Source organism: Pseudalkalibacillus hwajinpoensis (assembly GCF_039851965.1).
In the GTDB taxonomy this organism is placed as follows: domain Bacteria; phylum Bacillota; class Bacilli; order Bacillales; family Guptibacillaceae; genus Guptibacillus; species Guptibacillus hwajinpoensis_E.
Map to the genome: position 1 here is coordinate 1,375,188 of NZ_CP156674.1, position 22,523 is coordinate 1,397,710.

Consider the following 22,523-nt stretch of genomic DNA (forward strand, 5'->3'; position numbering starts at 1 on the left):
TTCTTAATTCATACAATTAGCCTTGCAAGGAGACACGTTAGCAGCAAAATACCAATAGCGAGTGCCATCCATCCCATATTTCTGCCATTCTGTAAACTCTCTCCCCTGCATGTCTCTCCAGTAAGGATAGAAAGACCCGAGTACACGAACCTGGATGATGCCAATCATTACCAGAATAACAGCAACTACTTCCACATTGTTTCTCACCTTTTTTCTATCATATAAGCCAAAATACCTGAAATCAAACAGAGGCTGTCACCTATTTAAATTCTTTTAGGTGACAGCCTCCTTATTGTGATGACTAGTTCTATACGAGCTTAAAACATTTCTGAAACAGTTTTTGCCTGCATGTGAAGTCCAAGGTAATCCGGTCCACCTGCTTTTGAATCTGTACCTGACATTTTGAATCCACCAAATGGGTGGTATCCAACAATGGCACCCGTACAATTACGGTTAAAGTACAGGTTCCCAACGTGGAAGTCCATTTTCGCTTGTTCGATATGTGCACGGTTATTCGTAATTACAGCACCTGTTAGGCCGTATTCCGTATTGTTCGCGATTTCAATTGCTTCATCAAAATTATCCGCTTTCGTTAAGCAAACAACCGGTCCGAAAATTTCTTCCTGCTGTATGCGTGACTTAGGTGCAAGGTCAGCAAACACGGTTGGTTTAATGAAATATCCTTTTGAGTCATCGCCTTCTCCGCCTGCTACAAGACGACCTTCTTCTTTTCCAATTTCGATATAGCTCATAATTTTATCAAATGAAGCCTGATCAATGACTGGTCCCATGTACACTTCTGGACCTGTTGTTTCGCCCATTGTAAGCTCATTCGTTAGTTCAACTACACGGTCACGAACTTGATCGTATACCTCTTTAAGAATAACTGAACGTGAACCTGCTGAACATTTCTGTCCAGAGAAACCGAATGCTGATACGACAATCGCTTGTGCAGCAAGCTCAAGATCAGCATCTTTATCAACGATGATTGTATCTTTTCCGCCCATCTCAACAATAACACGCTTTAAGTGCTGTTGACCTGGCTGTACTTTCGCTGCGCGCTCATAAATGCGTGTGCCGACTTCTCTTGAACCAGTGAATGTGATGATCGAAGTTTTCGGGTGATCAACAAGATAGTCGCCCACTTCAGCACCGCTACCCGGTACAAAGTTCAGTACGCCTTTTGGAAGCCCGGCTTCTTCAAGCACTTCTACGAATTTCGCTGCAATAACTGGCGTTGCACTTGCAGGCTTAAGAAGGACCGTGTTACCTGTAACAAGTGGTGCTACTGCTGTTCCAGCCATAATCGCAAACGCAAAGTTCCAAGGAGGGATAACAAGAGCTACACCGCTTGGTGTGTATACATATCGGTTCTGCTCGCCAGGGCGGCTTTCAATTGCTTTCCCTTCACCAAGTTCGATCATTTGACGCGCATAGTATTCCATGAAATCAATCGCTTCAGCTGTATCCGCATCCGCTTCTTTCCATGGCTTTCCTGCTTCATATACGAGATAAGCAGAAAATTCATGCTTACGTCTACGCACGATGGCTGCTGCACGGAACAGAAGTTCAGCACGAGCGCGCGGCGTCCATTTTCTCCATCCTTCAAATGCGTCATCAGCTGCTTGAATCGCTCTCTCCGCATGTTCTTTTGTCGCTTTTGATACGCGCCCAACTACCTGCTCTTTGTTTGCAGGGTTAATGGAGACAATTTTGTCTTCTGTGCTTACACGCTCGCCATTGATCAGCAAGTCATGATCTTTACCAAGCTCTTCTTTCACTACTTTAAGCGCCTCTTCGAAAGCTTTCTTGTTTTCCTTAACAGTAAAATCAGTGAACGGTTCGTGTTTGTATGGTACTACCATGAGTAAATTCCCCTTTCAAATTTAAAAATAATATTATTTTTTGAACAATCCATTGAAAGCAAAGGCGATGTTCGCAGGACGTTCCGCTAACCGCCGCATAAAATACCCATACCAATCATTCCCATATGGGAGGTATACTCTTACCGTGTATCCTTCAGCTAGAAGATCGAGCTGACTCTGACTTCGCATGCCATAAAGCATCTGAAACTCGAATTGATCTTTCGTGATGCCATACTCTTTCACCAGTTCCTTCGTGAAATTGATAATGGCATCGTCATGACTTGCAATCGCTGTATAATGTCCATTCAATAATTGCTTCTTAATCAGCTGCTTCAGGTTATGATCCACATCTGATTTATCAGGAAAAGCAACTTTTGCTGATTCTTTGTAAGCCCCTTTTACAAGGCGTAAAATTGGTTTCACTTCGTTTAGATAATCCAGATCCTGATCTGATCGGTATAAGTAGGACTGGATAACGGTACCGATGTTGTTGTATTTCTGTTTTAATGCTTTGTAGAGATCAAGCGTTGCCTGAGTTCGTGATGAATCTTCCATGTCAATCGTCACAAACACATCATGCTTCACGGCTTCTTCCATGATTTGAATCATGTTACCCCATGCAAGATCATGACTAATATCAAGACCGAGAGATGTGACTTTTAATGACATCTGAGAATTTAAATCGTGAGCACTGATCATGCGAATCGTCTGAATACATTCGAGGGTTCGTTCTCTTGCTTCTGCATCTGAAGCAACGAATTCACCAAGATGATCAACCGTCACTCGCAATCCCTGACTGTTTAAGTTCTGAATAAGTGGCACAGCATGCTCAAAGGTTTCACCGCCAACAATCTTATCAGCCCCAAATTTACTACCCCATCGCTTTGCGAGCCGATCGAGTAAAGGCCTGTTGGCGAGAAAAAGGAAAAAGCTCTTATTGATAGCTTCCAACTCTACCACGCTCCTTTAAACCTTTATCTTCAATCATTCATCTAGCAAACTAACTCTTGAAAAGTTTTTGTTTTCTTGTGAAGATTATATCGATTTCAAGCCCCATCTGACAACGTGTTGGAAACACAATAGTTTCCACGTCTTTTTGTGGTTTAATCACAATGAGAAAAGCGGAAGCCTCCGTTTAGACTCGACAGGCACTGGAGGCATTCAATTTGAACACGCTCTTTGTGTTTGAATAACCAAGCGAAGAGACCTGCTTTAGATGAGGCTATGCGCGATTCTATTTCAAAGTAAAAGAAGCTACAATGGGGCAGCTTCTCGGTTTGGCTAAAATATATATGATTCGTCCAGCATCCCCCAGCCACCATTATTTCGAAGTGCTTTTTTGCTCCTCTACAGCCGCAAGATACCGGTTGTAGTAAGATGGGATATTGTTAAGCAACAACAATTCAATATAAATGTGACTTTTCATATTAAAATCGTCAAAATCAATGTCTGTTAAATATTGAATTTGCTTCATTCGGTAATTCAGCGTATTCGGATGGATGAACAACTCAGCTGCTGTGCTTTTCCCTTTTCCATTGTTCGACAAGTACACCTCAAGCGTCTTTAGCAGGCTCGAGTGGCTCACCGAATCCTTCTCCATTAGATTTAACAAGTTCTGATTAAAATAATGCTCGGTATTGTTTTTTTCATAAAGGGCCGCAAGATATCGGTAAACTCCCAGTTTCGAGAACTCGCGCGGCATCACATCTGGCCTTGGTCCGATAAAATCAGCCGTCTCGATCACTTCAAGCGCTTCAAGAAAGCTCTTTCTCATCTCAATCAAATCCACATACTCTTTCCCGATGCCGATGAGAAACGAATAAAATTCCTCATGAGTGAGCGCACTCTTCACGTATTCCACCAGCTCACGACTATTTTCAATTGCAGAAGATTTCCGGTCCTTATCTCCTGAGATCACCGCTACAATCTGAAGCTCTGTTTTAAGGACTTGAATCTTATGACGTTTAAACCGTGAAAGAAGCTCAAGAACTTCATTTAAAAGTGGTTCCTGGGCGGGTTCTGCAATGGACATGACCAGTACTGAAAAGCGTTCAGGTAATGGCAAGCTTGCAACCTGGGCTTTACGGCGCATTTGATTTTCACTTTCATATTCATGAAGAAGCACGTTCCACAGCAGCTTCTCTTGTTTCCCTTCATGCTCTTTTCCTTTTTGGTAGGAATCATGAATCAGTTTTCCAATGTGCGGTGTGATCTCAGTAAGAAACGTAACCTCTTCCTCAGTCAGCGGGCTGTTCGTTTCCTGAACCCATAAATATCCCATTGTCCGTTCTTCATAAACCGCTTTCACGACAACTCGTTGATAAAAGCCGATCTCCTCAATGGGAGCAATCCGGATCGGCGCTTCATTACTCTCAAGCTGTTGAACAATGCCTTCCTTTTTCAGACGATCGATGATGAAAACCGGACATTTCTTATATAAAATGGTTTTCTGTTGCGTTTGATCAAAGCTTTCCGATGCCGTGCTATATGAAATAAGCTCGAAGTTTTTATTTTCAATAATGACCGGCTTATTTGTTGCAATGCTGATCATTTCAGTTGCTTTATGAATATCTGTAGCTTCTAGAATGCGTTCTTTTGCTTCTACCATCATGTAACCCTCCCCTGTACCGCCAATTGCATCGAAACCAAAGGGTTTTAGCAATTCCAGAATAAGTGCTTGTTTGTTCACTCTTATTCTTATTATATCGATTTCTCCCTAAAAGAAAAACGTTTTGGAGGTAATTATAAAGGAAAAAGGACGCAACAACAGTTACGTCCCTCTGACTTTTATAGTGCCTTCACGAGACCGCCATCTACAACTAGCGACTGCCCAGTCACATAAGTATTAGCACCCGAAGCGAGAAAAACAACCATCTTCGCAAATTCATCTGGTTCACCATACCGTTTAATCGGGATTGATTTCTCCACCTGACCTTTTAAATCGGCAACAGTCATCCTTAACTGATCTGCCCTGATTTGATCGAGCTGCTCTACCCGGTCTGTTGCAATACGTCCAGGACCTACCGTATTTACTAAAATATTATGTTCTGCGTATTCCTGAGACAAACTCTTCGCAAATCCAACAATGCCTGCGCGAAATGTATTCGATAGAATCAGGTTATCCAGTGACTGTTTAATAGAAGAAGATGCGATATTCAGAATGCGGCCGCTTCCCTGTTCCTTCATGTAAGGAATGACCGCTCTGGACGTTCGAACAAAGCTTAATAGATTTAATTCAAAGGCATTCTGCCAATCTTTATCACTGAATTTCTCAAAACCACCTGCTGGAGGACCCCCTGCATTGTTGATCAAAACATCCACGGTACCGTTCGTTTTGACTGCATATGCCATTAATTCGTTTATATCTTCTCCCTTCGTGACATCGCAAATCTTCCACTTGACCTGATCATTTCCTGTCTCTTCATTGATTTCTTCGCATGCCTTCTGTAACTCGTCTTCATTTCGACTAGAAAGGATAACATGCGCTCCCTCTTCGGCAAATGCCCTTGCAGTAGCTTTTCCAAGTCCCTTGCTTGCCGCTGTGACGACGACTGATTTTCCTTTTAAGTTGAGATCCATATTGACCATCCTTTCAAGTGGTTATTCGAAATTATTAAGTCGATATCGAACTTTCAGTGGCTTGCTTTCTTGACAAGAAGTTCTTAGCCATAATGATAATGAAGATTATACCACCAATAACATCAGTGATAATACCAGGATAGATTAACAGCATTGCACCAATACCTGTTAATACCCTGAACCAGAATGGTAATGTTGTAAGGAAGTAACCTTCTGCAGTTACTGAAAGGAGAAAAACACCTATTAGCGATGTAACTGCAATGACCAGGACATTCATAAACGTCGCATCCACCATGAGCATTTCGTGGGAAAAGACGAACATGAACGGGACGATAAAACCAGCTATTGCTAGCTTCATTGCCTGAAAGCCGGTTTTATTCGGATCTCCTCCACTAATTCCCGCCCCAGCGAAAGCAGCAAGCGCAACAGGAGGAGTAATGTTAGCAAATATACCGAAATAGAATACAAACATATGAGCAACAAAAATGGCCGTTTCCGGAGAACCTGCAAGTTCTCTAAACAATGGTAATTGGAGCAAGATAGGCGCAGCCATTGTACTTGTAATAATATAGGTCGGGATACTAGGAAGACCCATACCTAGGATGATGGAAGTAATCATCGCAAGGATAAGTGTAATAATCAATTGGATTAACGGACTATTTACCATCGAACCGATGCTTACAATACTGTTTGCAATTTCAAGTGCCACTCCTGTAAGTGAAGCGATCCCAACTACAATACCAACTGCACCACATGCAATCGCAACGGGAATTGTTGTTTTCGCGCCTTCCTCAAGCGCTTGAACACTATCCATAATACCTATTTCTTCAGCTTCAAGCTTAAGGATTCTTCTCCATACATTAATGATAAAAGGCAAGACGACAATTATCATTAGCTCCCACCAGTCGCCCCTTACATTAGGTAAAGAATTTCCTAATAATAAAGATGTGACTTGAGGCTGGAAGATTAAAAATATTCCTAACAGCATGATGAGCGGAAGCATTTTTCTAGAGGCAGAAATAATGACCGTTGCAATAATCGACCAGAAAGCTGCAAAGAAAGGCGTTTTTCCTGAAAATAATAGGTAAAGTAGAAAAAGCATAGGAATAATAAGGTGTCCCCGTTCAATCAATACATCTTTTACAGTAGGAAGCTCGCTCTTAGGTAAACCTTTCAAACCTCTTTTGGCTGCCCTAAAATGCACCTGTAATAAAATACCGATATAAAATAGAACTGCAGGAATAATCCCCGCAAGAATTATTTTTGTATATGGAACATTCAAGTTCTCCGCCATAATAAAGGCAGCAGCTCCCATTATCGGCGGTAGAATTTGACCACCTACACTTGCCGCCGATTCGACAGCACCGGCAAAGTTACGGTGGTAGCCAATCTTCTTCATAAGAGGAATAGTAAATGCACCTGTCGTTACGACATTAGCTATAGCAGATCCATTAATCGATCCAAGGAATCCGCTTGCTATTACAGCTACTTTTGCTGGACCACCTTTTGTATGCCCTGCAACCGCTAAAGCAAGATCATTAAAAAGCTGTCCCATTCCCGATCTACTTAAGAACGCTCCAAATAGAATAAAAAGGATAATATAGCTTGCAGATACTCCAATTGCTGTCCCGAGAATCCCTTCTGTTATGTAAACAAGTTGTGAAATAATTTGTTTAGAAACACTCAGGATAACTTGCTCAGTTAGCTGGGGGTAAATCGAAAGCTTCACATAAAAGCCGTAAATGAGAAATGCGGTTCCAAGTAAAGTAAGCCCCCAACCTGTTATTCTTCTTGTTATGTCAAGTAAAAGTAAGATAATAACAATGCCAACAGTAAAATCCATTGAATTAATTTGACCGCCAGACTGAATAATTCGTTCAGCTGTAAAAAGCATATAAATACCTACGGACATGGAAAGAATGAAAAGAAGATAATCGTAAATTGGTATACGTTTACCAGCATTCTTTTTCATAAATGGATATACTAAAAATCCCAACGCCATAAGGGTATAGAGATGAATACTCCGCTGTTGAATATCCACCAGTGAACCTGCATAAGACGTATAGAGATGAAATAGGCCTAATCCTGCTGCTAATATAGTTACAACGTATTTCATCTTAGAATGCGGAATTGACCTTATACTACTTTCACGATCATAATCAGCTGCTTCTTTCTTATTTTTCTCTTCCAAAATCCTCACCTCATCTAACTTGTATTTTATATAGCAAAGCTTTAATCAGGTTAAGTTGTTTAACAGTCACATGATAAGAACTGTTTGCCTTAAGCTTGTCGCTTTGTCCATCTACCGTTATTCGGTGTTTCGTTGTGTTGCCAGTACGGAAATAAAGACTGTTTCCAATTACACGATTAATACCTGTCATGTACACCCAACCATTTTTGATAAAAGAATTGGTACCAGCATCACTTGGCACACCTGCTCCAAAGGTTTTAAACCGTGTATGAGTGAGAAGAATACCGGAATCGTTAAGTACAAAAAACTCCTCCCACTCTTCCTTTTCTACAGAATGTTCCCATTGAAGCGTAAAGTCTGATGCCCCTATATAAATGGCTTCATTGTTTTCCTTTCCTTCAATTATAAGAACTTGAATGGGGATTAATAACAAAGTGATACAAAGGACCGTAATCACAAAAACTATCTTTCTAAAAACGGGAGCACCGATTCGATGCCCCCGTTTTTTTCTATTCAAGTATGCCTTGTTCCTCATAAAATGCCTCTGCACCTGGATGAAGCGGAGCTATAAGACCTTTAGCGATCTCATCACGATCAAGCTGTTTCAAAACTCCTACCGCTACTTCATCTGAACCAAGATAATCATAATATCGTTTTGTTAGATCCTGTACCAATTCTTCTTCTAGATCAGCAGATACAATAATCATGTTTTGAATACCAACTGTTACAACTTCATTTTCAAGATTATATTTAGCTTCATCGCCAGCCGGAATTGTATAATCTTTGTAGAAAGGGTACTTTTCCTTAAGAGCTTCAGCCGTATCTCCTTTAATTTCCACAAAAGTGATTTCATTTTGTTGCATTAGGTCAGTAATATTGCTGTTAGGTACACCTGAGGTGAAGAATGCTGCATCCAGATTACCATTTTTCATTTCTTGAACACTATCTGCATAGCCAGTGTGAGTTACTTTAGAAAGGTCGTCATAAGTTAAGTCTACGGCTTCAAGTACTTTTTGTGCACTTTGTTCAACCCCGGAACCTACTTTTCCAACACCTACTTTTTTCCCTTTCAAATCTTCTACCGTCTCAATCCCGCTATCTTTAGTTGCAACGATTTGAACAACATTAGGATACATGCCAGCTAGCGCCTTAATATCTACTTTCTTTCCTTCAAATTGCCCTTTACCTTCTACGGCATCATAAGCGACATCACTCATTACAATAGCCATTTGATTCAAGCCATCTTGGATGTTTTGAATATTTGCTACCGAAGCTCCTGTTGATTCTACTGTAATATTCCCAACAGACTCACTCTGTTCGAAAATAGGTTTAAGCGCTCCTCCAATTGGATAGTAAGACCCTGATGTTCCGCCTGTGCCAAATACGAGTGATTGTGAAGAACCTGAAGAATCCTCACTACTATTTCCACCTGCTGAATTTCCTCCCCCGCAGGCTGAAAGAATCATAGCAAGTGCAAGCATTAGGGTAACAAGTACTTTTGATTTCAAATTAATCTCCTCCGCTTCATTGTTTGCTAGTTTGATGTTAACGCTTACAATTATTATTTTAAATATTTAGAACATATTGGACTTTTTGGTCTTTTTGGTCAATAAAAAGAGCCCTTCTTTTATTTAGAAGAACTCTTCCACAATGAATAGCGGTTGAGCGGTCTCCCCACCCCTCCGTATTGAATATTCAGGTGGACTTTCCCTGTTTTTTGAAGGTTATCGAGGTATCTTCTCGCTGTCACTCTTGCAATTCCTAGCCCATCCGCTGCTTCTTCAGCAGAAAGTGGCTGCGCCTGCTTTTCCATATAATGAATGATTTGTTTCATTGTCTGATGATTTAATCCTTTTGGCAACTGAGCACTTACTGACATATCTATTTCACTTTGAACTGAAGAACCATTCAACTGATCGAGCTCTTCTTGGGACAGTTTTCCACTCGCACTTAATCTGGATTTATATAGTAGAAATTCTCGTAATGCTTGATGGAGTCTTTCGAATTTAAATGGTTTAATAATATAATCTCGCGCGCCATGGTGTAGCATCGTTTGGATAGTTTCGCGATCATTTGCAGCTGTTATCGCAATCACTTCCACATTTAAACCTTCTCTTCTAATTAACTTTAATGTTTGAATACCGTTTTTTTCAGGCATGTAAACATCTAGAATAATTAGGTCGGGTTTAAGCTTCTTTGCAAGTACAATTCCCTCTTCTCCTGTATTCCCAACTCCTATAACTTGAAAACCATCAACTCGTTCGATAAATTGACGATTCACTTCCTGAACCATTGGGTCGTCTTCAATTAATAAAACGTTGATCTTCAAGCCTCTCATCCTCCCCATCCTTCATCGGTAAAACTAGCTCTATACTCGTTCCTTCTCCTTCATGAGAAGTTAAATAAATTTCTCCTTTTCCTTTTTCAATCGTTCGCTTTATAAGATATAGCCCAAGTCCACTACCTTGACTTCCTTTCGTAGTAAAACCTCTAGTTAACACTCTATCCTGAATTGCCATTGGAATTCCGCAACCATTATCTTCAGCAGTAATGACAAACTCACCCTCATATTCGATTAAACTAATTTCAATTATTCTCTCTTTACGTTCCAGGCCTTTAAATGAATGAAACGCATTTTCAATTAAATTCCCAATTACAAGTACAATATCATGGCTATCTATTAATTGTGGAGCCCTTTCCATTCTACTGTTTTGATTTATTGAAAGCTCAATTCCTAATTCTTTTGCTCTTTTCATTTTACTGATGAGCAATCCCGAAATGCGGTAATCTTTAACGTTCTTGCTTAAAAATCCTGAAAGCTCTTCATCTTTTTGAGAAACATCAAAAACATAATTTAACGCCTTTTCTTTTTGATCAAGTTGAATTAGGCCAGCAATAGTATGTAGGCGATTCATAGATTCATGATTTTGAACCCTTAAAGCTTCAACAAAATTTTTGACTCCAGTTAATTCTTCCGCCATCTGCGCAACTTCTGTGCGATCCTGAAAAACCGAAACTGTCCCTACTATTTCCTCTCCAACAGATATTGGTACTCGGCTGATCATTAGCACCTTTCTTCCGGATGTAACTTCTTCTCTATCAAGAGCTTGCTCTCCTGTCAGAACCTCTTTAAGCTTAGAATTGCTTAATACTTCATCAATAGACATGTCTATCACATCATCTATAATATCTAGAATGTGTTTTGCCTTATCATTAAAAATCATAATCTTCCCCTGCAAATCAACAGCTATTACACCTTCATTCATTGCTTGGAAAGTGGCTGTTCGCTCCATTAGGAGTCTGGAAATTTCATAAGGTTCTAGTTGGAATGTTTCTTTCTTAATTTGTCTTGCAAGAAGCCAGGAGCCGATCATCCCAAACCCTAAAGCTAGGAAAGCAATAAGGATAAGTTCTGATTTAATACTTAGAATGACGCTTGCTATACCCGGGAGCATATTCCCAACAACAACTACACCAATTTGTTCATGCTTTTTATTCATAATGGGGACAAACGAGCGTATGGCTACACCCATTTCTCCTTTCGCTTTTGAAACATAACTATGTTCTGCAAAAGCCGCTCCTTCGTCTTTCCCAGCTGAAACAGTTCCTAGTTTCTCTTCGACAGGGTGTGAGTAACGGATCCGATTAGCATCTAAAACAACAATGTAATCCGCTCCATTAACTGTCCGAATTTGATTAACAATCGGATTAATTTGATACCATCCTTCACTTTCAACTAGGGACTGTTGGACTTCAGGGAGATTCGCAACAATTCTCCCCGTACTTAATCCCTTTTCACCCAATTTATTTTCATTCTCTTCGTAAATTTTCCCTGTCGCAATGATTCCAGCAATGATGATTGAAAAGAGTACAACACCGAACGATAGAATCATAATCTTTGCTTTAATTGGTACTCTGCGTGCCATTGAAGTTACATCCTTCCATCATTCGTTAATCAATCACTAGATCTTGTATTCAAATACACTTATTATCGTACAGTAAATGTAAAATGATTGCCTTTTGACGTTATAAACTATGATAAACTATTGGAAACGCTTACGGAATAGGGGAGCCTATGAAAACAATAGTAATTATTTCTTCATTCATTCTTGCCGGAGTTTTAACGGCTCTCTTCTTTGGTTTTAACCTTGCAAGTGGTACTTCACCAATTGAATATGACGATGACCAGGAAGGGATAAGTGAACAGGTAATCATTCGGTTTAGTCATGTAGCGGCTGAAAACACCCCGAAGGGCATGGCAGCTCGTTATTTTGCAAAATCAGTTCAAGCAAAAACAAATAATGAAATCCAAGTGGAAATCTACTCAAATGCAGAGCTCTTTCAGGATCAAAATGAATGGGAAGCTCTAACAGATGGAAAAGTTGAAATGATTGCACCTGCTACTGCAAAATTATCCACGCTTTTTCCTAACTGGCAAGTGTTAGACCTCCCTTATGCTTTTCCAAATAATAAAGCTGTCCAGGAAGCTTATGAAGGGAAGATTGGAGAGAAGTTATTAAACGATCTTTCTCAATCAAAAGGAGAGGGTCTTGGTTTCTGGTATAACGGTTTCAAACAGTTCACTAATGATAAACGTCCAATCATAGAACCTGAAGATATGGATCAGTTACATTTCCGAACTATGCCTGGTCCCATTATCGAAGCTCAGTTTGAGGCTGTAAATGCAAGCACAAGTGAACTTTCATTCAATAAAACATATCAAAACCTTGAGGTGGACTTTGTTGATGGACAGGAAAACACCGCCTCAAATATTTACTCAAAAAAATTTTATGAAGAACAACAGTTTATGACCATTAGCAATCATGCCTATTTAGGCTATGCAGTCATCATTAATGAACAATTCTGGAACAAGCTTTCTGAGTCACACCAAAAAACAATAACAACATCAATGGAAGAAACAACTGATTGGATTCGAAGACATTCGATTGAGATTAACGATAGCCATATTAGAGAACTGAAACGAACTTCTGATATAAAAATCGATGTACTAACAAACGAACAGAAAAAGAAATGGAAAAAAAGATTTATGCCCGTTTATATTCATGCGGAAAAGTCAATTTCTCCATCTCTCTTAAAAGAAATCAAGCGAATTCAAGAGCACTATTCTTCACCATAATTAGGAGGTCGTACTAATGAACACTATTTTCGTCGCTGGCCATTCAAAACTACCAACTGGAATGGCCGCAAACAACATATCTGATACGCTAACCCTTACCCTTGAGATTGACAAAAAGTACGGCGTGATTGTCGATGCTTCATGTACACTCGCAACTGAGCATAGTAAACAATTCGTTAAACAGCTGTTGAAAGGCTTCAGTCTTAAAGATGGTGTGAACGAACCACTTCATCAACTTAAGGAAGGCTACCTCGGTAAAGCTGGGAATGCTTTAGCTGCCGCTCTTAAAGATGCTCATAAACAATATGACATGCATCCAGAGCCTCTACGCAACTAAATAGGCAGAGGGCAAATCAGAGGATTTGCCCTCTGCCTCTTCTAATCTACTTTATCAGTTTTCATCCATCAAGAATGTCATCACTTTTTCAACTCTGTCGCTGAATGATTCATACTTGTGTTCTCCATTCTCAACCACATTAAATTCAATGCAATCCAGCTTCTCTTTTAATAAGCGATAGATTCGTTCATTTGAATCATAGAACGCTTGATTAATTCGACCATCACTCGATTCAGATGTACCACAATCAAGATATAGACGATCAATAGTTGATAAATTTGATAACCCGATGAACTTCTCTAATTCTTCTTGATTACGGAAAAATCCTGATGATATGCCTGCTCCTCTACTGAAAACACTCGGGTATCGACATAAAGCATACGTCGTAATTAGTCCTCCTAGCGAGATTCCTGCCATATAATTCGATTCTTTACGAGTGCGGTATGTGTCATCAATATACTCCTTTAAATCCTTAGCAATAAAGTCAATATATTCCCGCCCTTTCGCATCTAGAGATTCGCTTCTCCCTGTTAGCTTCTCGCTCAGTTCACCCGGTGGCCAGAGACGATATTCCACCATTCGATTAGCGCCAGAATCAATGGCAACGACAATAAGCTGCACTTTATTGCGATCAAGATAGTCTTTAAGACGCAAAGATCTTCCTCCAACCGCTCCTTCATCATCAAACACATTTTGTCCGTCGTGCATATAGAGAACTGGATAAATAGCACTCGTTTGATCGTACGTATCAGGTAAGTAAATTCTGATCATTCGCTCCTCATTAAACGCTGGTATAAAATAACTTGTTTTAAAAAGCACCTTCATCTCCTCCACTCAATAGGTAAAGTTATAGCAAAATCAACCTGCTCCTTCTCAAAAAAAGTAAACCGCCGAGTATACCCGGCGATTTACTTCTATAATCGAATCATCTTTCTAGTTAGTGATGGTACCTTCCCTGCAATAACTTCCCCAATCTCTAATGATGCCGTAGCAGCAGGAGAAGGTGCATTGCAGACGTGAATGGAACGTTTTCCAGGAATAATAAAGAAGTCGTCCACAAGCTGACCATTTTTTAAAAGCGCCTGAGCCCTTACACCGGAATGAGTTGGAACTACATCTCCTTCTTGAATCTCAGGAACAAGGCGCTGAAGACTTTTCACAAACGATTTTCGATGAAATGAACGCACCAGTTCTTTTAAGCCTTCCTTCATATTACTTCCTGCCATTTTCCAGAATCCTTCAAACGTCAGCACATCAAAGGCATCTTTTGAATTGAATGAGAGCTTACCGTATCCCTCCCGCTTCAGGCTTAGTACCGCATTTGGCCCGGCATGAATGGTACCATCCATCATTCGTGTCAGGTGGACACCCAGAAACGGAAAATCTGGATTTGGAACCGGATAAATTAAGTTCCGAACAAGATGGCTTTTCTCTTTCTTAAGTTCAAAGTACTCACCTCTGAATGGAACAATTTTAAGATCTGTATAAATGTCAGCTAGCCTTGCGACCCGGTCACTATGAAGACCTGCGCAGTTTATAAGGAACTGAGTATTAATAGTTCCATTTGATGTATCCAAAACTGCTTCATCAGTATGTTCCTCAATATTTGTTACCGTGGTTCCAGGAAGCAGATCAATCCCTCGTTTCGACAGGATGTCTGCTAGCTTCTCTGTCACCTTCTTGTAATCAACAATACCAGTGGAAGACACCTTAATCCCTTCCACTCCATTAACATGGGGTTCAATCTCAAGAAGCCCTTTTTTGGATAGCTTTTGCACCTGCAGTCCATTCTGTAGACCGCGCTTATACAGGTGATTCATATTTTCCCGTTCTGTTTCATCCACTGCCACAATCACTTTACCGCACACATCATGAGCGATGTCGTTTTCCTGACAGAAGCGAACCATTGAGTCACTGCCCTTTTTCGCTAATGTTGCTTTCATACTGCCTGGCTTATAGTAAATCCCTGAGTGAATCACACCACTGTTTCTTCCAGTTTGATGACTCGCCCATCCCTTCTCCTTTTCGACAACTGCCAGTTTTGCATGTGGATAACGCTTATGAATCGAAAAAGCTGTTGATAAGCCAACGATCCCGCCTCCAATGACTACATAATCATACATCTATATGCTCCCTCCAACTCGAATCAAGCAAATCTACCACGCTGTCGTAACAGTTCCCTGTGCAGTCTTGTATTTTCTTCGAATGCTTCCCGACCGTGGAGCCAGAAACGATTGTTCAACATTATCAATTCTCCTGATGGAAGCTCAAGTCCTTTCGTTGCAGATGAATTCTCCATTGAGCTTGAGAGCTCATTCAAGTAGTTTGCCTGCTCAAGGTTTTCTGGATGAACGAACTGATCAATAAAGCAGATGCAAGGTTCATTGTTTTGTTCGTAGAACGTGGTTCGGAACACTTCTTTCACCACATTTTTGCTTGGGGGTGCTTTATAGATAAGACGCTGCAATGCCATCGGATGCTTATAGAATCGATCAAGCTCTTCCCAATCATCAAGGTGAAGAAGTCGTGAACGTCCTCCCACTGCATTTTGCTCATCAAACTTCATCATCAATAACCAATCTGTTGCCTCATCTACATACGTCCCATCCGTATGAAGGGTGAACAGCCGATACGCCTGGCGCAGGTAAGAATCACTATTATCCGTATGCTTAACGGAGAAACGAGCATAGTAGTTTCCTGACATTGCATCGAAATTCGGTATCCCAATGAGGTGTGAAAAGGCTGTTGAAAACTTTACGTAATCCTCAGGATCAGTTGTCTGCTGGTTCACACCAACGGTAAACCCGCCAGTATGTCGATCATGGAGAATTGCTCGGACGGATTTCTGAAAGTCTTCATCCAGAAGACTCGAAAGCTTATCGGTCAAAATAAATCGCATGTAAGGGATATATTCTAACTGCTGGCTATTAATGCCGCGGACCTCTTCAAAAAAACAGTTGATCACCTGCTGCTCTAGTTCAACGACATACAATCGCTCATGGACAGAACTCGGTTTAATCTGATATCCTTGCCCCTTTTTTGCGATTCTCTCATTCTGTTTTACGCTTGAAAGATTCATTGCACACATACACTTCTCTCCTTTAATAGTTGTTTTCACTACCTGGTTGATGAAATGCAACATAAAAAGCCAGCACACTTCTCCTGTTTTGCGGAAAAGATATACTGGCTTCAAACTGCGTGATAACTCCTGTATGAGTTTCAACAGCTTTAACAGTTATTGTTATGGTAGTCGTTATTTATTCGGCTCTGCCGTCCGGATTTTGAAAGGGGATTCCTTTCTAAAGGGACGCATTAGCTGATAAGTTAAGATTACAATGAATTGAATTTTTCTGTCAATATAAACCCTAAATTAACAGACGGAATGGGGCTTCAAGTAATCTCCTTACATCACTCAGAAACTGAGCCGCTGGTGCACCGTCTATGACCCTGTGATCAAATGTTAGACTTAAAGGGATTTTTGTTCGTTTCACAACGTTCTCCCCTTCAAATTCAGGCACTTCTTCTGCTTTACCGACACCTAGAATCCCAGACTCTGGCGGGTTCAAAACCGGTGTGAAAAATTCAACGCCATAGTTTCCAAGACTCGTAATCGTAAATGTTGATCCAATTAATTGATCATTATCGAGCTGTCCTTCTTTTGCAAGCTTACCTACACTTTTTATTTCTTTAGAAAGTTCCCCAAGTGCCATCGTATTTGCATTTCGAATGACAGGTACCATTAACCCTTTTTTAAGCGCAACAGCCACTCCAAGATGAATTTTTTCATATAGTTGAATTTCGTCATTCACAAAACAACTATTCATTTGTGGATGATCACAGAGAGCCTGCACGGCTGCTTTTGCAATAAAATCCGTCACAGACAGTCTGTGCCCTTCATCAAGCTGGCTCTTTGCCTGCTTTCGAATTTCCATTAAATTCGTTACATCTGCTTTCATTGTTATGGTTAGCTGTGCTGAGTTTTGGAGACTATCGTACATACGATCCGCAATTACTTTTCTCATCCCTGTAACTTTAACCGCTCTTGATTTCTTTTCTTCAGGAATATCTTCTGTTTGCTTAGGTGTGACCGGATCTTTCTTTTGAATCGCTTTTTCTACATCTGCTCTTGTCACTCTTCCATTAGGGCCTGTCCCATTCAGTTCTTCTACATTTAGCCCCACTTTATTAGCAAGCTTTTTGGCTGCTGGAGATATTCGTATCTTGTTTCTTTTCTTTGAGACGATAGGTTCAGGTCTATCGAGCACCTCCACAGAGGTTGCCGTTTCCTCCCTGACTTCGGAGGACTCACTACTTTGCTGAATAACCTGCTCACTCTCTTCACCAATATAACCAATTGGCTTTCCTACAGGAACCACATCATTTAACTCAGCTGTCATTTCAATTAAATACCCATCTCCAGGTGATTCAATGTCTTTTTCAATTTTATCAGAACTAATGACAGCTACAGTCTCCCCTTTTTTCACTGGAGCTCCTTTCTCTTTTACCCACTCTACAAGCGTTCCTTCTTCCATACTCATCCCAAGCTTCGGCATAATGAGTTCGAGCGACATCCACACAGCTCCCTCCTAAGTTATCTTATCCACAATTTAAACAATGATTTCTTCGCCAAGAAGCTCCATAGCTTTTTGAATCACTTTTTCGGGTGTTGGAAGATAAAGATCTTCTAATGCAGGTGAAAATGGAACAGGTGTATGAGGAGCTGTTACCATTTTGATTGGCGCATCTAGATAGTCAAAACCTTTATCAGCAACAAGTGCTGACAAATCTGTCGCTGCACTGCATCGTGGATTGGCTTCATCTACAATAATAAGTCTTCCTGTTTTTTCAACAGAACGCAGAATACTATCCTCATCAAGCGGTGAAAGGGTGCGTGGATCTATAACTTCTGTCTCAATCCCCTTTTTCGCCAATTGATCAGCCGCTTTTAATGCCGTATGAACCTGCTTTCCAATCGCAATGATTGTTAGATCAGATCCTTTCCGCTTAATATCTGCCTTCCCGAATGGGATGGTATAAAGACCTTCTGGAACATCACCTTTCATTGTATATAGCGTTTTATCTTCAAAGAAGATGACAGGGTCATCATCGTGTAAAATGGATTGTAATAATAGTCCTTTGCAGTCAGCCGGTGTGGAAGGCACAACCACCTTCACGCCAGGGATGGATGTAAAAAGACCATAAAGGCTCTGGGAATGCTGTGCAGCTGCTCTGAATCCTGCTCCATGCATTGTACGAATGGTGAGCGGCACTCTCGCTTTTCCACCAAACATGTAACGAAGCTTTGCACCCTGGTTCATCACCTCATCAAGACAGCTGCCAATAAAATCATTAAACATTAGCTCTGCGATCGGACGTAATCCTGTTGCGGCCGCCGTAACAGATGCCCCTATGTAGCCTGCCTCTGCAATCGGCGTATCTAGAATTCGTTCTCTCCCAAACTCCTGCACAAGCCCTTTCGTTACGCCCATGACACCGCCCCATGCTTCCTCATCATGCAAGTGATCCACTTCCGCTCCCCCAGCAACATCTTCACCCATAAGGATTACATTCTCATCCTCTCTCATCGCAAGGCGAATTGCCTCGTTCACTGCATCCGCAAATGTTATGATTCTTGCCATTACGCTTCACCTCCATCGGAATTGTAAGACACGTAAACATCTGTCAATAGTTCTTCAGGTGCAGGATCAGGACTCTTTTCAGCAAATTCAACGGCTTTGTTTACTGCCTGAATGACTCTGCTATCGATATCAGAAAGTTCGTCATCAGCCATCATCTTCTCCTTAACGAGATAATCCCTGAACAATTGAATCGCATCAAGTGCTTCGAGGTGTTGTGTTTTTTCAGCTCCTTTATACGTCTGTGCATCACCTTCGAAGTGACCGTAATTTCGGTAGGTTCTACATTCAATAAGCGTTGGTCCTTCCCCATTCCTTGCTCGCTCCACCGCTCGTTCAGCCGCTTTATAAACAGCGAGAATATCTTTTCCATCTACAATTTCACCTGGTATGTTATAACCTGCAGCACGATCTGCAATTGTCGTACAGCTAGAAGCATATTCAAATGGCGTTGCCTCTGCATATCCATTGTTCTCTGCAATAAAAATCACTGGTAGTTTCCAGATGGCAGCAAGGTTAATCCCTTCATGGAATGTACCGTGATTATTTGCTCCATCTCCAAAGAAACAAACAGCTACTGCATTATTTTTCTTTACTTTTGCGGTTAGAGCTGCTCCTGCAGCAAGTGGAAATCCACCACCTACAATTCCGTTCGCACCGAGCATTCCCTTCTCCACGTCTGCAATGTGCATAGATCCTCCTTTACCGTTACAAAGCCCTGTTGCCTTTCCGTATATTTCAGCCATCATGCCATTGAGATCGCAGCCTTTCGCAATACAATGACCATGTCCTCGATGCGTACTTGTAATACTATCCTGATCATCAAGGTGAGCACACACCCCTACTGCTACCGCTTCTTCTCCTGCGTAAAGATGAACAAACCCTGGCAGTACACCAGTGCTAAACACTTCATGCACTTTGTCTTCAAAATGACGTATTTCACTCATTTTCTCAAACATCCAGGCAGCTTTTTCCTTTGAGAATGTCGGCTTAGACGTTTTTATTATAGACACGTTGCCATTCCTCCCTTTATTACACAGAATTTGTTTACACAACTCTTTATTGCAAGATTCATACCAAAAAGAAAACGCTTACAAATTAAGCGTTTTCTCTCATTTACGTTTATTGGTGAGACAGAATAACTGGGCGATGTCTCATTTTGTCTCATTATTTCTTATAACAGCTTATATTTCTTTAACTTTCGATACAACGTACTTCTTGGCATGTTAAGAGCTTTTGCGGTTGAAGAAACATTCCCACTGTTTTCCTCGAGAGCTCCGACAATTTTGTGCTTCTCAAGCTGTTTCATATAGGATTCTTCTTTCTGAATGCGCTCGGTTCCAGTGGTCATACAAGATTGAATGGAGGTCGAAGGAAGCTGATCTGGGTAGAGTATTTGCAAGCGTTGAAGCACATTATGCAATTCTCGAATGTTCCCTTTCCATTCCTGTTCTTTGAGTTCTTTCATAATATTAGGAGGAAAACGAATTTTCCAATTCATACGAGAGCAATACTCTTCAACTAGATAAGGGATATCCTCTCCCCTTTCACGAAGAGAAGGAAGATAGAGTGGAAAAACAACTATTCTATAATACAAGTCTTCGCGAAATGCTCCCCTCTCTACCATTTCCTCCAACCTACAGTGAGTTGCTGTTATCACTCTTATATCGATGGAGATTGGTTTATCTCCACCTATGGGGGTAATTTCTTTCTCTTGCAGTACACGAAGAAGCGCAACTTGCATCGAATGAGAAATATCTCCTATTTCATCTAGAAATAAGGTGCCTCCATCGGCCTGTGCAAGCTTTCCACGAAATCCTTTTCTATTGGCTCCTGTAAATGAACCTGAAGTATACCCAAATAATTCACTTTCAATTAATGAAGATGGAATAGCTCCACAATTGACAGCAACAAAGGGACCATGAGCTCGATTACTATTAAGATGGATGGCATGCGCCAATAATTCCTTCCCGGTACCTGTTTCGCCATGAATATGTACGGACGCATTCGTTTTTGCTACTTTCTTTGCCTGATTGATAACAGTATTAAAAGATGAACTTATTCCCTTAACTCCATTAAAAACAAATACTGGCGGAGGAAGATTTGTTTGGTTTTTTTTGTATGCAGATTCTAAAATAATTTTTGTTCCAATAATTCGTTCGTTATAAATCGATCGAATCTGTATTTTTTGTTTAATGCGCGTTTGGCTCAGTTCTTCTAGGAAAACTCCTTTTTGAATACAATCTTTTGAGCTTGACCAGATAACTTTGTTTTTTTGATTTACTAATAGAAAAGGTTCCTTTTCTGCATCGTTGACGTACCGAAGTAGTTCTAACTCTTCTTCTTTGATTCGCAGTTGCCATTCTTTCTCAATCGCAAATGCTGTCGACACAACGGCTGCAAGGGCGTGCTCATGTGCCGAATGTTCAACAGGACTCGTAACATCAAGAACCCCTACAAGCTTACCTTCATAATGAATGGGAGAAGCTGAACAAATCCATTGATGAGATGCGACAGAGAAATGCTCGGATCCTTTAACTGTAATGGGTTCATTGATACGAATCGCTGTCCCGATCGCATTTGTTCCAACAAGCTCCTCCGTCCACCTTACACCTTTCTTAAAATTAATCGTCAGTGCTCTTTGCAATGTATCTTTCTGTCCAAACGCCTTTAACACATATCCTTCTGCATCAGTTAGCAACACCATTGACCTTGCATTCCCAAAAAAGGTGTAAAGCTTCTCTAAATAATGTGACGAGAGATCCATTAACAACTTATTGTTTGTTAGTCGTGTTTCCAGATTCTCTTCTGTTAGGACATGCTCTCCCTTACCACCATAAGGATTGACGCCTTTCCGCTGACATAAGTGCCATGACTCCGATATTCGCTCTCGAATCCTTGAAGAATCCAGCACACCTTCTCTTACAAATCGATTCCATACTTCAAGTCTTAACGGTTCAGTCGTGTTCATTCCCTTCACCTCTATATTGGTTATTGGAGACATGACGGAGCTGACCTTCCATCTTACCTATTCGATGGCATTTGACTTAATCCTTTCTTAAGAACGAGGAACATTCTGTACACTATTTTAACCCCCTCTTATTTTTCTTGCTTTTAATTTTAAAAATGTTATTGTGAATATAAATATAAAATATTCACATATTCACATATTCACAAAAGGGGATTTTGAAAATGGCACGAGGTTTTTCTAAACAGGAATTAACAGAGATTCGACAACAGCTGATTGATGAAGCAAGAAATCAGTATCGCACTAGAGGATTTAAGACAGGGATCAAAGATTTAACCGATGCTATCGGGATTGCCCCTGGTTCATTCTATAAGTTCTATACGTCGAAAGAAGAGCTCATCTTCACCATACTTGAAGAAGAAGAAGCCTCCATTAAAGAAATATTGTTTAATGAATTCAATCATATGGCATTCACATCTCCAAACGAGATTGCATGCTTTTTGATAAGAGGGGTCGAGCTTGCGACCGGCAATCCCTTTATCGAACTCATGATGTCTCCAACCCAAATGAGTGCGATCTCGCGCAAAGTACCGAAAGAGCGGTTAGAACGTCATATGAATCATGACCAATTATCACTTGAGAAGCTGCTCCCCCTTCAAGATCATCCTCAAAAGAAGACGATTGGTAGCGTCATTCGTGCGTTCTTTCTTCTAACAATGCATCAGCGAGAAATCGGTCAAGACGAGTTTCAAAACACGCTTCACTTTTATGCCAACGCACTGGCACATGAAATTCTTAGGGAGGGATAAA

20 protein-coding genes are annotated in these 22,523 nt (G+C 40.7%); 3 read left to right on the top strand and 17 right to left on the bottom strand.

The window, feature by feature from the left end; genetic code table 11:
• Positions 1-3 precede the first annotated feature (3 nt).
• The 10 genes from ABFG93_RS06975 to ABFG93_RS07020 form a co-directional block, all read right to left on the bottom strand.
• Positions 4-195 carry a hypothetical protein gene (locus ABFG93_RS06975; RefSeq protein WP_347551788.1) on the bottom strand — a complete coding sequence of 64 codons (192 nt, stop codon included), beginning with the start codon at positions 193-195 and terminating at the stop codon, positions 4-6.
• A gap of 122 nt (positions 196-317) precedes the next feature.
• The gene (gene pruA, locus ABFG93_RS06980; RefSeq protein WP_347551790.1) at positions 318-1,865 is read right to left on the bottom strand and encodes an L-glutamate gamma-semialdehyde dehydrogenase; all 1,548 of its coding nucleotides are present in this window, start codon (positions 1,863-1,865) and stop codon (positions 318-320) included.
• 33 nt (positions 1,866-1,898) lie between these two features.
• Positions 1,899-2,816 carry a proline dehydrogenase gene (locus tag ABFG93_RS06985; RefSeq protein ID WP_347551792.1) on the bottom strand — a complete coding sequence of 306 codons (918 nt, stop codon included), beginning with the start codon at positions 2,814-2,816 and terminating at the stop codon, positions 1,899-1,901.
• Positions 2,817-3,186: 370 nt separating this feature from the next.
• Complete coding sequence (locus ABFG93_RS06990; RefSeq protein ID WP_347551794.1) at positions 3,187-4,476, bottom strand: PucR family transcriptional regulator; 1,290 nt, start codon at positions 4,474-4,476, stop codon at positions 3,187-3,189.
• Between the two features lie 176 nt (positions 4,477-4,652).
• The gene (locus ABFG93_RS06995) at positions 4,653-5,444 is read right to left on the bottom strand and encodes an SDR family oxidoreductase (protein ID WP_347551796.1); all 792 of its coding nucleotides are present in this window, start codon (positions 5,442-5,444) and stop codon (positions 4,653-4,655) included.
• Between the two features lie 34 nt (positions 5,445-5,478).
• Entirely contained in the window at positions 5,479-7,635 is a 2,157-nt protein-coding gene (locus ABFG93_RS07000) for a TRAP transporter permease (protein ID WP_347551797.1), read from the bottom strand.
• Between the two features lie 10 nt (positions 7,636-7,645).
• Positions 7,646-8,152: a DUF1850 domain-containing protein gene (locus tag ABFG93_RS07005; protein ID WP_347551799.1), complete on the bottom strand. Its 507-nt coding sequence runs from the start codon at positions 8,150-8,152 to the stop codon at positions 7,646-7,648.
• Positions 8,145-9,143, bottom strand: a complete 999-nt coding sequence (locus tag ABFG93_RS07010) for a TAXI family TRAP transporter solute-binding subunit (protein WP_347551801.1) — start codon at positions 9,141-9,143, stop codon at positions 8,145-8,147. Before ABFG93_RS07010 ends, ABFG93_RS07005 begins: the two co-directional genes overlap by 8 nt.
• Before the next feature lie 119 nt (positions 9,144-9,262).
• Positions 9,263-9,964: a response regulator gene (locus tag ABFG93_RS07015; protein WP_347551803.1), complete on the bottom strand. Its 702-nt coding sequence runs from the start codon at positions 9,962-9,964 to the stop codon at positions 9,263-9,265.
• Positions 9,939-11,561: a sensor histidine kinase gene (locus tag ABFG93_RS07020; protein WP_347551805.1), complete on the bottom strand. Its 1,623-nt coding sequence runs from the start codon at positions 11,559-11,561 to the stop codon at positions 9,939-9,941. Before ABFG93_RS07020 ends, ABFG93_RS07015 begins: the two co-directional genes overlap by 26 nt.
• Before the next feature lie 149 nt (positions 11,562-11,710).
• Here ABFG93_RS07020 and ABFG93_RS07025 point away from each other — a divergent pair, with 149 nt between their 5' ends.
• On the top strand, positions 11,711-12,772 hold the full coding sequence (locus tag ABFG93_RS07025; RefSeq protein ID WP_347551807.1) for a DctP family TRAP transporter solute-binding subunit: 1,062 nt from the start codon (positions 11,711-11,713) through the stop codon (positions 12,770-12,772).
• 16 nt (positions 12,773-12,788) lie between these two features.
• The gene (locus tag ABFG93_RS07030) at positions 12,789-13,109 is read left to right on the top strand and encodes a DUF3870 domain-containing protein (protein WP_347551808.1); all 321 of its coding nucleotides are present in this window, start codon (positions 12,789-12,791) and stop codon (positions 13,107-13,109) included.
• A gap of 54 nt (positions 13,110-13,163) precedes the next feature.
• Here the strand turns inward: ABFG93_RS07030 and ABFG93_RS07035 are convergent, their stop codons facing one another.
• The 7 genes from ABFG93_RS07035 to ABFG93_RS07065 all read right to left on the bottom strand — a co-directional run bounded on the left by ABFG93_RS07035 (position 13,164) and on the right by ABFG93_RS07065 (position 21,716).
• Positions 13,164-13,928, bottom strand: coding sequence for an alpha/beta hydrolase (locus ABFG93_RS07035; RefSeq protein ID WP_347551810.1), 765 nt, complete (start codon positions 13,926-13,928; stop codon positions 13,164-13,166).
• A 95-nt stretch (positions 13,929-14,023) separates the two neighbouring features.
• On the bottom strand, positions 14,024-15,232 hold the full coding sequence (lhgO, locus tag ABFG93_RS07040) for an L-2-hydroxyglutarate oxidase (protein ID WP_347551812.1): 1,209 nt from the start codon (positions 15,230-15,232) through the stop codon (positions 14,024-14,026).
• Positions 15,233-15,255: 23 nt separating this feature from the next.
• Entirely contained in the window at positions 15,256-16,188 is a 933-nt protein-coding gene (glaH, locus tag ABFG93_RS07045) for a glutarate dioxygenase GlaH (protein WP_347552779.1), read from the bottom strand.
• Positions 16,189-16,474: 286 nt separating this feature from the next.
• Entirely contained in the window at positions 16,475-17,680 is a 1,206-nt protein-coding gene (locus ABFG93_RS07050; RefSeq protein ID WP_347551814.1) for a dihydrolipoamide acetyltransferase family protein, read from the bottom strand.
• 36 nt (positions 17,681-17,716) lie between these two features.
• The gene (locus ABFG93_RS07055; protein ID WP_347551816.1) at positions 17,717-18,748 is read right to left on the bottom strand and encodes an alpha-ketoacid dehydrogenase subunit beta; all 1,032 of its coding nucleotides are present in this window, start codon (positions 18,746-18,748) and stop codon (positions 17,717-17,719) included.
• Positions 18,748-19,704 carry a thiamine pyrophosphate-dependent dehydrogenase E1 component subunit alpha gene (locus ABFG93_RS07060; RefSeq protein ID WP_347552780.1) on the bottom strand — a complete coding sequence of 319 codons (957 nt, stop codon included), beginning with the start codon at positions 19,702-19,704 and terminating at the stop codon, positions 18,748-18,750. The genes ABFG93_RS07055 and ABFG93_RS07060 overlap by 1 nt, the downstream gene beginning before the upstream one ends.
• A gap of 215 nt (positions 19,705-19,919) precedes the next feature.
• A complete protein-coding gene (locus ABFG93_RS07065) occupies positions 19,920-21,716 on the bottom strand; it encodes a sigma-54-dependent Fis family transcriptional regulator (RefSeq protein WP_347551818.1) in 1,797 nt (598 codons plus the stop codon).
• A 221-nt stretch (positions 21,717-21,937) separates the two neighbouring features.
• Between ABFG93_RS07065 and ABFG93_RS07070 the strand changes: the two genes are divergently transcribed.
• Entirely contained in the window at positions 21,938-22,522 is a 585-nt protein-coding gene (locus ABFG93_RS07070; RefSeq protein ID WP_347551820.1) for a TetR/AcrR family transcriptional regulator, read from the top strand.
• Position 22,523: the final 1 nt, after the last annotated feature.

Bases quoted from the DNA above. Each gene is read 5' to 3' on its own strand.
- pruA (WP_347551790.1), bottom strand. From the start codon at position 1,865: ATGGTAGTACCATACAAACACGAACCGTTCACTGATTTTACTGTTAAG.
- ABFG93_RS06990 (WP_347551794.1), bottom strand. From the start codon at position 4,476: ATGATGGTAGAAGCAAAAGAACGCATTCTAGAAGCTACAGATATTCAT.
- ABFG93_RS06995 (WP_347551796.1), bottom strand. From the start codon at position 5,444: ATGGATCTCAACTTAAAAGGAAAATCAGTCGTCGTCACAGCGGCAAGC.
- ABFG93_RS07020 (WP_347551805.1), bottom strand. From the start codon at position 11,561: ATGGCACGCAGAGTACCAATTAAAGCAAAGATTATGATTCTATCGTTC.
- ABFG93_RS07025 (WP_347551807.1), top strand. From the start codon at position 11,711: ATGAAAACAATAGTAATTATTTCTTCATTCATTCTTGCCGGAGTTTTA.
- ABFG93_RS07030 (WP_347551808.1), top strand. From the start codon at position 12,789: ATGAACACTATTTTCGTCGCTGGCCATTCAAAACTACCAACTGGAATG.
- lhgO (WP_347551812.1), bottom strand. From the start codon at position 15,232: ATGTATGATTATGTAGTCATTGGAGGCGGGATCGTTGGCTTATCAACA.
- glaH (WP_347552779.1), bottom strand. From the start codon at position 16,188: ATGAATCTTTCAAGCGTAAAACAGAATGAGAGAATCGCAAAAAAGGGG.
- ABFG93_RS07050 (WP_347551814.1), bottom strand. From the start codon at position 17,680: ATGTCGCTCGAACTCATTATGCCGAAGCTTGGGATGAGTATGGAAGAA.
- ABFG93_RS07055 (WP_347551816.1), bottom strand. From the start codon at position 18,748: ATGGCAAGAATCATAACATTTGCGGATGCAGTGAACGAGGCAATTCGC.
- ABFG93_RS07060 (WP_347552780.1), bottom strand. From the start codon at position 19,704: ATGTTTGAGAAAATGAGTGAAATACGTCATTTTGAAGACAAAGTGCAT.
- ABFG93_RS07065 (WP_347551818.1), bottom strand. From the start codon at position 21,716: ATGAACACGACTGAACCGTTAAGACTTGAAGTATGGAATCGATTTGTA.
- ABFG93_RS07070 (WP_347551820.1), top strand. From the start codon at position 21,938: ATGGCACGAGGTTTTTCTAAACAGGAATTAACAGAGATTCGACAACAG.